The sequence below is a fragment of the Paracoccus sigandri genome, assembly GCF_003709565.1.
GTDB classification, from domain to species: Bacteria; Pseudomonadota; Alphaproteobacteria; order Rhodobacterales; family Rhodobacteraceae; genus Paracoccus; species Paracoccus siganidrum.
This window is the reverse complement of record NZ_QNRC01000038.1, coordinates 19,127-30,598: the sequence shown is the minus strand read 5'-3', so window position 1 is coordinate 30,598 and position 11,472 is coordinate 19,127. Positions and strand designations below refer to the sequence as shown.

Below are 11,472 nucleotides of genomic sequence, written 5' to 3'. Positions count from 1 at the left end.
CCGTGCGGATCGCGGCCGAGCCCCTGCTGGACCTTCAACGCCAGGCTGTCCATCCCGCACCTCATGCCCGTCACGCCGCCCGCAATCCAAACCTTTACCCCGGCAGGAAAAGCGATCATCGCGGGTCCAGCACGACAAGCAGCGCCGCCAGATGCGAAGGGGAAAGCGCGGTGGGGATCGTCATCCGCCGACCATTCGTCAGGGTGATCTCGATCCGGGCATTGTCTGCCTCTCTCGAGGGCTGCTCCGTTGACGCGGGAGGAGACCCTTCCATCACCAACGGCATGAACCCACCAGCTTCCGGCGCACCGAGCATCCCGCGGCGATACTCGCGCCGCCAGATCGAAAGCAGCGACCGCGAAATCCCATACCGGCGGGCCGTCGCTGAGCCCTGCCGGTAGCCGCGCAGGCTCTCCTCAACGATCCGGACCTTGTCCTCGTCAGACCAGTGCCGACGACGGCCAGCCCCAACGGCGGCGAAGATCTCGATTGGTGAAACAACTGAAGCGCATGCCATAAGGCAATGCCTTACAACCATTTGCTCAATCAGAGCAGACGGTCCTCACCGCAGGCTTACGGTTCGGCAGCAACGGCACTGGCATGGGGGTCCGACTGTCGCGCGCCCGCTTGCGACCGCGCCTGCGCCGCACCGACAGACCTTCCTCCCGGTAAATCCGGTAGAGCCCTTCGCCCTACAAACGATCCCCCGGATCGTTTGCTTTACGGGCTCCGATCTCGTTCATGACCATGCCCTTGCGCTCCAGCATGATGCCCACGCGCCGATAGCCGAAGCGGCGGCGCTGCTCGGCGATCTTGTGCATCTCCTCACGGATCTCCGGGTTGTCGGGCGGCCGCTTGCGCCGCACCGTCTTCGGATCGACACCGATCAGAACGCAGGCGCGACGTTGAGAGATCGGATGATCCCTCAGCGCCCGCAGCACCGCGTCCCGCCGTTGCACCAGCGTCGTCAGGGCTTTCCCAGCAGATCCTTCAGCACCACGTTGTCAAGCATGGCATCGGCCAGCAGGCGCTTGAGCTTCGCATTCTCGTCCTCAAGCTGCTTCAGCCGCTTGGCGTCGGACAGGTCCATGCCGCCATACTTCGCCTTCAGCTTGTAGAATGTCGCGGGGCTCAGCCCATGCTTCCGACAAAGCTCGGACGTGGGCAAACCAGCCTCCTGTTCCTTGATCATCCCGACAATCTGTTCATCGGGGCTTACGCGGCCCCACTGGGGCCACGGTCCTCTCTTCATCGGTAAAACGGCTCTTCCTCATCTCGTCTGCTCCTTCAGATTGGGCAGGCTCTACATCACGGCGAGGGAACTTCCGGCGGGCAGGTCAGCCGACATTCCCAAGGATTAAGCCATCCATTCAGATTATTGGCATAAACTTGAAGGATCGCCCTCTAAAAACTTATCCGCTCACCCTTTCAGAGCGCGAACATCAAAGACCACTAACGATCCGTCCTTGAGGAGTCCGCAGGGATAGAAGCCAGCACGATATACTTGAAATATATCCTCAAGAAATGAAATGCCCTCTTCGTCGGTAACGTAACGTCCAATCGCAACTAACTTCAGCAATTCGAAAGAATCATACGCAACCACAAGCCAGAACTCTTCCTTTTAGCTTAAGCCTGACTTTAATTGCTTTTTTCTCAGATCCATTTCCCTGGGCGCAAGCTTGGCCCAAACCTCCTCTGCTGCAGATTCCAGTTTAGCCCCTCCCTCCCTTGCATTCGCAGTACTGTAGACCGGGGAAACTGAAGCGTCGATACTATCTTTCCATATATGATACCCCGGCGGGGGATCTTGCGTGTTCTCAAGCTCCATCGCTCGATTCAAATCCGCCTCAAGCTCGATGTTTTTTGGCAGAAGACCGGGCCGATTACCGGAAAGAAAATCCGCCTCCCCCGCAAATATAATTGACTCAAGGAAATGTGAATTCATTATTTCCGTCAAAACCCTGCACTCCTTAGTGTTTTATCCCAAAGAGATCGCATCCTTTCGGTACCAGTTACTGTACCGCCTGGGGTAAATCTTCCACTCATATCTGCGCTGCGAATCGGCAAGCCGTTGTATTGTTGTTGACGCAGGAAGTTTTGCATGCGTGCGATTTCGGTAGCGACATGCTGTAGACCGCGCGACAGGTCAATGCGATCAAGCGCGGACCTGACAGCATCATTATATCCTTTATGACTACCCTAATGTCGCGTCATCGGGCTAGCTCGATTAATATTACTTGCTGCATTAGCACCACGGTCCGGCAAGAACATGCCGTTATTGGCGCCGTCGATATCTATGCCAGAAACACGCACAGTCGGATGATTACTCAGCTGTCCGGGTATCAGATGCTGCGCCTGGCGGCACCGCGCCCGTGTGCCGCGCGGCGGCCCCATGTCATCCATCATATTGGCGCGCAACTTGTCGGAACACCCCGCCAACCCCAGCGGATCGCCACAACCCTTCGGATCATTCCATTTTAAACCCATCTAGAATTCTCAATCATAATTGCAAGTGCCTCACTTCCAGGCTCTTCCCCCGTTCAGAAAGAAGTCTGCCTGCTACACCATCCAAATTCCCAATCAACTCATCCTTAGTGACTTTCAGTCCATCCATAACGACGGTGCCATTCAACGCATCTGAAATCTCAAAGACCTTTCCTGCAAAACGAACGATAAACTCTGAACCGATACTCGCCATCGGATATTCTGCAACAATGCAATCCACGACATCCTGAGCGTCAACCAAACTACCGCTGCGAGACAAGTTGAGGATTGCATAAATGTCAGACTGCCACGGCGGATATATATCGTCTCTATCAAAACTGTAAGTATCATAGCTCAAAGTTGCCCCAAGAGTCTTCAGTATCCTGTTCAAATTTCCCGGTTTAATTTCCGCAGGAAGTCCGACTTCCACAGGGACTGCCTCATAGAAATCTGCACTCATCTGATTCCTCGTATGGTGGGTCGTGTATGGCGGAAAGGTTCCACTTCCCCGTGCCAGTCCGGCGCCAATTCTCTTAAATTCAGCGGAGTATGTTCCCATCATATTGCTGGGGGAAAACATGGTGAAGTTCTCGCGCCCCTCTGGTCAGCTCGACTTTCGATCACTGAATTACGATGAAAGCATCATTTTTTAGATAAAATAAGAATGCTCGGAAGATATCCTCCACCTTCGCATCAGGCATCTGCTCCCTCATATTCAAGCAAATACTCTGAAGGGATTGAACGTCCATAAGATAATCAAATCCTAATTCGATCGCAACATCTGGCAGATCGACTTTCTCGTCTTCCACATCGTCGGGATCGTGAATTAGGCAGACCGTATCCATATTGATCGGCTGGCGTCTATCGATAAATATCGCGTCGCTCCAAGTCAGATCTTCAAACTGATCCAACGCCTTACGTAATGTCATCATATTTTTTCCATGCCCCTCACCTGCCGCCTCCCCAATTTTCCATACCGCCCCTTTGGTTTGGATGGAGATTTTCTTGCACGGGTCCAGGCACGCGATGCTGCGCGATCGGAAGAAGCTGCATCGCAGATTCACGGTCTGCGTAATGACGCCAAGTAAGATCGGAATGCGGCGATTTTTTGATATGCACCATGTGACCCTGGGCTATTCCGGGATATAACCGCTCCATTTGCCGCGCAAAACCGGATCGGATTGCATGGCCTGAAGCAACTGTTAATTGGATATTTGGAAGTGGAGTTTGTCGCTGCGTCCCGGATAATGGGTTCCATTCCCGTAAGCCGCGCCTCAAATGCCATCGAATAAAACGGACTGGAAAGTGGGCACCCAGAAGCATCCGAGCACCCCGCCAACCCCAGCGGATTGATCCAGCCATTCGGATGATCTACACAGCCTTCCGTCTGTCAAAATGACCGAATACATAAAGTATTAAAATAAGCTCAATCAAATTTTTGGAAGTTTGAAAGAGCCTGCCGTATCAAGTTTTGCACGACAATCGGTCCCGCCGTCATCATTCGAGGGAAACGTGCGTAGTCTTCTGATGTAGCATTCCGAACTTCATCATCACCTTTGCAAAGCAGGCCGCCAATGATGTGATAAGGGATTTCATCATTACCCATGACCCCTGCGGAACCAACCACTTCCCATATTTTTTTTTTCGTAACATTTTTTACGCTGGGGTACAGAACGCGGACATTATCTTGACCCATCTTCATCACAAGATAATCTCCATCAATCGCACGAACATTTTCGGCGCACTGGAAGCAAGCAGGGTAAACAACTATGCCGCATACGTCTTTGTACCTGTTAGAAATCCAGATCACCTTTGCCGCAACAAAGAAATCATCAATAGGGATTCTCAGCAGGTCACCCTCTCTCATGCTTAACTCCTTGGAATCCAGGGAATCCCCACTCTCGGCATAGCTTCGTCGAGAAGAATGTTCTTGTAAGCATCTGGGAGCCCCGCAGTATCGTAGATAGATGCATTCGGATTCGTTGGACTATAGGAACGAATCTTATTGAGAAGGTTCGTCAACGGATTGGTCGACTTCGCTCCACCATATGTATCCATTAGGTATTGTTCAAGGAACTTTGCTTCAGCTTTGGTCAGGTTGTTATCATATATGATTTCCTGAATCAGGTGCCCCTTGTCCACGGAATTTTCATGAGCATATCCACGGGCAGGTGCGTCACCACGCCCAACATAGGCGATCCGGTTTCCTTGTGTGGGGTCACGCAGTACATACAAGCCTTGGCCATTTATCGGGTCGTACCTAGATCCTGTTCCACCACGCGGCCTTTGTCCAGGAGGTGTGTAGCACCCCGCCAACCCCAGCGGATCGACCCAGCCATTCGGATCGTCCACATATCCTTGCGGCCTGACGCCCCCCGCCAGCCCGATCGGGTCGGGCGACAGGTATTGCATCGCCTCGGGATCGTAGTAGCGGAAGCGGTTGTAGTGCAGCCCGCTTTCCGCGTCGAAAAACTGCCCCTGGAAGCGGATCGGGCAATCCGTGGGAGGGCTGTCGTCATTGGCGGCGCGGCGCGGCAGGCGCAGCTCGGCCAGATCGCCCCAGAGCGACAGCTCGCCCCGCCAGGCGACCTCCTCGCCGTCTTCCGACAGCAGCTCGCGCGGGGTGCCCAGGTGGTCGGTGACGATATAGTGCAGCCGGCCGCGCTCGATCTGCGCCAGCGGACGGAAGCTGCCGGGCTCATAGACCCAGTGCCGCGCGGCGTCCCAGGCCACCGTGCCGTCGGCGGTCATCGGCGCCTCGGCGATCAGCCGGTCGCCTTCCCATTGGCAGGCGAAACCGCCCTGCCCCGCCGCCATCCGGGCGATCCGGCGGCCCATCGGGTCATAGGCATAGCGCCAGCACTGCCCGTCGGGGGTTTCCAGCGCCGCAAGCTGGCCCAGCCCGTCCCAATGCATCCGCCAGACGCGCGGCCGGAAGCCGGGCTCTTCGACGCGCTTCTCGATCACCCGGCCGCAGCTGTCGTGGCGATAGAGGACGCGGCCGCGGCGGCGGACGCGACCGGCGCTGGTCTCGACCGGCTGCGTGCGGCCAGCCTCGATCACGGCAGAGATGTTGCGGGCCGGGTCGTATTCGAAATGGCGCAGCAGCGTCTGGCCCGCGGGCGTGTCGCGCCGGGTGGTGGTCACCTGCCCGCGGTCGTCGTAATCCAGCCGCACCTCGCCCAGCACGCGGTCGTTGATCGCGATGGCGCGGCCCGCGCGGTCCCAGTCATAGGTGCGATGCGCCCGCGCGCCGACGCGGGTGGCGATCTCGACCGGGCGGGCGCCGCCCAGGGCGCCGATCCGCGCCTCTTCCGGCAGGCGCGCGAAGGGGCCGGCGATCTGCTCGGCCAGCTGGCCCATGACCGTGTGGCCCTGCGCCAGCGCGAAACCGGCGGGCGAGTGGCGCAATTGCTCCAGCCCGCGGGGGTCGTGGCGGAAGGACAGCGGCGCGTGATCGCCGATGCGCAGATCGGCGGGCAGCCCGGCACGGGTCCAGCCCTCGGCCAGGTACAGCACGTCGCCCGAGCGCGCGACGCGATGCCCGGCGACGGAATAGTCCAAACTGATCTGCCGCCCGTTCAGCCGTTCGGCCACCACCCGGCCAAGCGCGTCATAGTCGTATTCGACCGTCGCCACGTCATTTTCGGCGCGGATCAGCAAGCCGCGCGGATCGTAGTCATAGCGGGTCTCGGCCACGCCCTCGGGGGTGGTCACGCGCAGCGCCAGCAGCCGGCCGGCGGGCGAATGGCGGTAATCCGTCCGGGTCCCGTCCGGCGCGGTCTTGCGGATGACACGGCCCGCCGCGTCATGTTCGTAGCGGGTGACAAGGCCGGAATAGTCGCGCTCGGCCACGACGCGGCCGGCGGCGTCATGGGTGAATTCGTAACGCTCGCCCAATTCGTTGACGACGGCGGTCAGGCGCATCTGGCGGTCATGTTCCAGCCGCAAGCGGTGGCCGCGCGCATCGACGGTCTCGACCGGCAGGTCGAAGGCGCCATAGCGGAAATGGCGGCTGGCGCCGGTCGGATCGGTGACCTGGGCCAGCTGGCCCTCGACATCCCATGACAATTCGCTGACCGAGCCGTCGGGCTGTTCCACGCGGCGCAAGGCGCCCCGCGGATTGTCCGGCCCGCGCGTCATGTCATATCGCGTCGTCGCGCCGATCTGGTCGGTCAGCCAGCGCAGCCGGCCCTCGGTGTCGAAGCCCATGCGGATCTCGTGCCCGTCGGGATCGATGCGGCGGCTGGGGCGCAGCAGCGGGTCGTAATGGATCCGCTCCTGCACGCCGCCGGGCAGGTCGATGCGCAGGACCTGCCCCCGCTCGCCCAGCCCCAGCGAGCTGTTGCGCCCCAGCGCATCGGTCGCGCCCACCAAGTTGCCGCGCGCGTCATGGCGGTATTCGGTGCGGTTGCCCGCCGGGTCGATCGCCGCCACAAGCAACCCGCCCGGGCCGTAGTCATAGGCGGTGGCATGGCCGTCGGGATCGGTGGCGCGGGTCAGGTTGCCAAGCGCGTCATAGGTGAATTCATGCCGGTTCCCCAGCGGATCGACCCGCGCCGTGACGTGGAAGGCCCGGTCCCATTCGGTCAGCCAGACATGGCCCAGGGGATCGGTCTCGCGCCAGACCACGCCGTCGTCGGTCCAGTCCCACAGCGTCAGCTCGCCATCGTCGGTCCGCGTCGCCGTGCGCCGGTTCGCCAGGTCATAGTCCAGCGTCACCCCGACATGGCCGCTGTCGGACCAGGTGCGGGTGATCCGCCCCTCGGGGCCCCAGGCATAATGGACATGGGTGTCCTTGGCGTCGCGCCAGCCGATGATCCGCCCCTGCTCGTCATAGTCGTAGCGCAGATGGCCCATCTGCGACGACCGCACCTCGGTCAGCTGGCCGGCGCGGTTGTAATCCCACGCGAAGCTGCAATCCTCGCCATCGGCGGCGTCCAGATGGGCGTGGCGGATCAGCCCGTCCCGGCTGTGGACCTGGAGCGCGAAGCCGTCGGAATGCTCGACGCGGCGCAGCCCGTCGGGACCATAGAGGAAGGCGATGCGGTTGCCGTTGCGATCCTCGATCCGCGACAGGCGGCGGATCTCGCCGCCCTCGTCGGCGAAGACGTGGAACAGCTGCATCCGCCGGTCATAGAGGAACAGGTCGGCACCGCGCCGGCCCAGCAGCTCCAGATGCGGGAAGCGCAGGTTGTGCGACAGCACCTCCTCGCCCGGCGCGTGGAAGGTGACCAGCGTGCCTTCCGGGCTTTGCCAGGTGATGGTTTCGCCGCTCAGGCGCAGGTGCTGCGCCCAGGTCCCGGCCCAGCTCTTGCCCTGCACCCCGAAGGAGTCCGGCGCGTGGCAGCGGTCCAGGACCAGCGGGATGGTGCCGGGGATGTGCAGGTCGGTACGCGTCTCCAGGAACTGCCCCGTCGCCACGTCGACCGGGCAGCCGACCCCGCTGCGGCAGCTGGTCGGCGCGTTGCCCATGGCGCTGGCCGAACTGTCGCCCCGGCGCGGGCGACCGCGCGGAAAGGGCAGGATGTCCATCAGCACCAGCCCCGAGCGGACCAGCCGGCTGGCCAGGCCGACATCGATGGGCAGCGACTTGGCGCTGGTCTTCATGTCGATGGCGATGCTGGCAAGGCCGTCGTTGATGGTGCCGTCGCAGGTGGTCTTGTGGCCGATCCGGGCGATCGGCATGTTGTTGGCCCAGACCGTCTCGGCCCCCTCGGCCACGGCCGAGACCGAATGTTCCTGGCAGGCCACCTTGTCGCCGACGCGGGCGACGGGCTGGTTCTCGAAGAAGACGTCGGGCGAGCCCTCGGCGATCTTGCCCTTGTTCGTGCCGTATTGCCCCACGGCCGAGGCGAAGCCGAAACCCGCCCCCGCGACCAGGCCGCCCGCCGCCGCCCCGGCCGCGATGACCAGCAGCGCCGCGCCCCCGGTCGCTGCGACCAGCGCGCCCACCGCCACCGCCGCGACCGCGCCCAGGACGATCCCGCCGATCATCGACCCCAGCGACAGGCCGGTATTCTCATGCGCGACGTCATGGTCGAACCGGGCCGGCATCTCTCCGGGGCCGGCGATCGGGACATAGCCCCGGTCGCGCATGAAATCCGACTGCATGAACCAGTGCCCGGCCTTGTCGCCAAGCCAGCTGCCCGCCATGCCGCCCAGGAAGCCTGCGCCCGCCGCCACCGCCAGGGGCAGCGCCGCCGCGCCCGCCGCCACCGAGGCCCCGCCCAGGGTCGCGCCGCCGACCAGCGCCGTCCCCCCCGCCCAGGCGGCGGGCAGCGCGACCGAGGCCGCCATCGCCGTATACTGGAAAGCGTCGCTTTCGCCGACGGCCAGCGCCTGGTCCCAGACCTGCTCGCCTGTGCTCAGCCCATATTCCTGCTGTAGCGCGTCGTAATGCGGATCGCCCGAGGGCACATAGGGCTGCGATGCCTGTCCCGAAGGCGTCGAGGACCCCGCCGCCGTGCCCTTGTAGCCCGAGCTTGCGACCTGCCCCAGATGGACGCCCTGCAGGATGCTCATCGGCCTAGGCCCCCGGCGGGCTCAGCCGCAGCGAGCCGATGATGCGCTGCACCTCGGCGCGCTGGGTCGCGCTCATCTCTCCGGGCATCGAGGCGGTCAGCACCAGCGCCCGGTTTCCCGACAGGACCGTGGTGATGATCTGGTGCATCGGCCCCTGCTTGGCCACCCAGCGGCATTCCAGCTGCACCGCCGCATGGCCGTTCAGCGCCACCTCGCGCTGGTCGGCGATGGTGAAATCCTTCAGGCTGGCCTTGGCCTGCTTCATCTGGTCGTCGACATATTCCTGGAAGCTCATGCCCCAGGGGATGTCGTCGCGGGTCACGGTCAGCGACAGGCCCGGCTCTCCCAGGCGGCTGGCGGACAGGATGTTGATCGACTGGTCCTTCCAGTCGGCGGGCAGGTCGATGCTGCCCTCGTTCAGCTGATACATCATTCGCCCTTGTTCAGATGGATCATGCCCGCGACCTGATCCAGCACATCCTCGGTCAGCGTCACGCGCGTGCCCCCGAAGGCCAGCACGATCCCCTCCTTGGTCATGGTGATCGAGCCCGCGCCGACCGCCAGGGTGATGCTGTCCTCGCCGGTGACGGAGATCACCTTGGATTGCTGCACCATCTCCTCGGTCGAGGTCATCTGCATCTTGATGTCGGAATGGGCCGAGACCAGCTTCTGCGCCGTCATGGTGATGTCGTCATCGGCGGAATAGGCGATGACGCCCGGCCCGGCCCGGCCCGCCACGGCGGTTTCGGTGATGACATTGGCCTGCGCAGCGCGGGTCAGGGCGACGGTCTCGGTCAGGTTGCCGCTGTCGACCGATTTCTGCTCGTCCCCGGTCTGGACGGTGATGCTGCGATTGCCCGATTCCACCAGGGTCGATTCGTTGTCCTTGATGACCCGCTCCAGGTCCTTCTGGGCGTGCATGAAGATCTTCTCGGCGCCGTTGGCATCCTCGAAGCTCAGCTCGTTGAAGCCCGAGCCCTCATGCGTCTTGGTCTTGAAGCCGCTTTTCGTCTTGCTGGCGGGCAGGCCGTAGATATTGCCGTTGGCGCCATTCACGACGCAGCCGGTCACGATCGGCTTGTCGGGGCTGCCATCGATGAAATCGACCACCACCTCCATGCCGATGCGCGGGATCACCACGCCGCCCAGCCCGTTGCCCGCCCAGTTCTGCGCCACCCGGCAGCGCATCGAGCGGCGATCCTCCAGGTCCCAGTGGAAGCGCACCAGGATGCGGCCGAATTCGTCGCAGTCGATCTCGCCCTCGCCGACGACCACGGCGGTCTGTGGCCCCTCGACCACCGGCTGCGGCGTCCGCTTGGGCGCGGTCATCGGCGCGGTGTCGGGCATCAGCACATAGCGGCCGGTGAAGGAGTAACCGTCGCTTTCCGCCCCGCCCGAGCCATAGGCCTCGCTGACGAAATGATAGGCCGCCGACAGGCACAGGTAACGCTCGCCCGTGCCGGGAACCGGATCGCCGGTCAGCTGCACCACCTTGCCGGCGCCAAGCGACAGGCAGTCCCCGGTCGCGCGGTTGCGACGGTCCTGCCCGCGTTCCTGGTTCATCCGCACGCGCGCCAGGATGCGGCCGCCGTCCTGGTCCAGGTAGTCGCCCGGATATTCATAGCTTTCCAGCTGACCCAGCGCATGGGCGGCGTCGCCCAGCCGGTTCACCTCCATCGCCGCCGTGGGCGACTTGAAGTTGTAGTCGATCAGCCGCACCGCGCCGGTGGTCAGGTTGCGCTCGGGCGTCCAGTCCCAGAAATGCTCGCCCTCGGGCTGGTGATGGCCGTCATAGCTTTTGTAGGGCCGCGCGCCGATGCTGTCATGGGACAGCACGTCGTCGGTCAGCACCAGCGTATGGCTGCCCATCTGGTGGCGGAAATGGAAGCTGATGCCATGCCGCTCCATCTGGCGGCGGGCGAAATCCAGGTCCGATTCGCGATATTGCACGGTATATTCAAGGACCGGATAGTCCTCGGACAGCTTGATCTCCAGCGCCGGATCGCCCAGCCCGGCATATTCGGCCAGCAGTTCCTGCAGGATCTGCACCACGGTCATGTTGTGGAAGATCTTCTGGTTGCGCCTGCGCCCGGCCAGCCAGAACCACGGCCGCAAGGTCAGGTCATAGCGGTGGCCGTTCTCGCCCACGCCGGCCCAACGGGCCTGGGTGACGATGCCGTCGAAGGCGCGGCTGCCCTCGCGGCCCTCGATCTGGACCGTGGCATGGGTGCCGACCAGGGCGTCGAAATCCACGTCGTCGCCGGCGGCCAGCGCCTCGACATGGAACTCGAAGAGTTCGTTCATGAAATCCGCGCCGTCAAAGCGCAGCAGAACCAATGCATCCGGGCCAAGCGCGGTGGTCAAACGACCGAGGCGTTCCGCCTGTTTGAAAGGGGCGTTCATGGGGTGCTCCCCGCGACGATCATCTCATAAAATATGCCCGCAGAATGGCATCCTTTGCGT

The 11,472-nt window shown here is 62.2% G+C and carries 8 protein-coding genes and 1 pseudogene; all 9 read right to left on the bottom strand.

What is annotated here, in order from left to right; all coding sequences use genetic code 11:
- Positions 1–115: 115 nt before the first annotated feature.
- On the bottom strand, positions 116–517 hold the full coding sequence (gene tnpA, locus C9E82_RS21090) for an IS66-like element accessory protein TnpA (RefSeq protein ID WP_119901259.1): 402 nt from the start codon (positions 515–517) through the stop codon (positions 116–118).
- Between the two features lie 55 nt (positions 518–572).
- Positions 573–1,252, bottom strand: a pseudogene (locus C9E82_RS21085) (transposase); the annotation flags it as partial.
- A 947-nt stretch (positions 1,253–2,199) separates the two neighbouring features.
- Complete coding sequence (locus C9E82_RS25445) at positions 2,200–2,394, bottom strand: AHH domain-containing protein (RefSeq protein WP_425325179.1); 195 nt, start codon at positions 2,392–2,394, stop codon at positions 2,200–2,202.
- Positions 2,395–2,500: 106 nt separating this feature from the next.
- Positions 2,501–2,944, bottom strand: a complete 444-nt coding sequence (locus tag C9E82_RS24245; protein ID WP_147393157.1) for a hypothetical protein — start codon at positions 2,942–2,944, stop codon at positions 2,501–2,503.
- A 160-nt stretch (positions 2,945–3,104) separates the two neighbouring features.
- A complete protein-coding gene (locus tag C9E82_RS21075; protein ID WP_183154125.1) occupies positions 3,105–3,548 on the bottom strand; it encodes a DUF7716 domain-containing protein in 444 nt (147 codons plus the stop codon).
- 362 nt (positions 3,549–3,910) lie between these two features.
- Positions 3,911–4,351, bottom strand: coding sequence for a hypothetical protein (locus C9E82_RS24240; RefSeq protein WP_147393158.1), 441 nt, complete (start codon positions 4,349–4,351; stop codon positions 3,911–3,913).
- A gap of 2 nt (positions 4,352–4,353) precedes the next feature.
- Positions 4,354–9,009 carry an RHS repeat-associated core domain-containing protein gene (locus C9E82_RS21070; protein ID WP_122449382.1) on the bottom strand — a complete coding sequence of 1,552 codons (4,656 nt, stop codon included), beginning with the start codon at positions 9,007–9,009 and terminating at the stop codon, positions 4,354–4,356.
- A gap of 4 nt (positions 9,010–9,013) precedes the next feature.
- A complete protein-coding gene (locus C9E82_RS21065) occupies positions 9,014–9,439 on the bottom strand; it encodes a DcrB-related protein (RefSeq protein WP_170161959.1) in 426 nt (141 codons plus the stop codon).
- Entirely contained in the window at positions 9,439–11,412 is a 1,974-nt protein-coding gene (locus C9E82_RS21060; protein WP_119896342.1) for a type VI secretion system Vgr family protein, read from the bottom strand. The genes C9E82_RS21065 and C9E82_RS21060 overlap by 1 nt, the downstream gene beginning before the upstream one ends.
- Positions 11,413–11,472: the final 60 nt, after the last annotated feature.

Excerpts from the sequence above, each read along its gene's own strand:
- C9E82_RS21065 (WP_170161959.1), bottom strand. The coding sequence starts at position 9,439 with ATGTATCAGCTGAACGAGGGCAGCATCGACCTGCCCGCCGACTGGAAG.
- C9E82_RS21060 (WP_119896342.1), bottom strand. The coding sequence starts at position 11,412 with ATGAACGCCCCTTTCAAACAGGCGGAACGCCTCGGTCGTTTGACCACC.
- C9E82_RS24245 (WP_147393157.1), bottom strand. The coding sequence starts at position 2,944 with ATGAGTGCAGATTTCTATGAGGCAGTCCCTGTGGAAGTCGGACTTCCT.
- tnpA (WP_119901259.1), bottom strand. The coding sequence starts at position 517 with ATGGCATGCGCTTCAGTTGTTTCACCAATCGAGATCTTCGCCGCCGTT.
- C9E82_RS25445 (WP_425325179.1), bottom strand. The coding sequence starts at position 2,394 with ATGGGGCCGCCGCGCGGCACACGGGCGCGGTGCCGCCAGGCGCAGCAT.
- C9E82_RS21070 (WP_122449382.1), bottom strand. The coding sequence starts at position 9,009 with ATGAGCATCCTGCAGGGCGTCCATCTGGGGCAGGTCGCAAGCTCGGGC.
- C9E82_RS24240 (WP_147393158.1), bottom strand. The coding sequence starts at position 4,351 with ATGAGAGAGGGTGACCTGCTGAGAATCCCTATTGATGATTTCTTTGTT.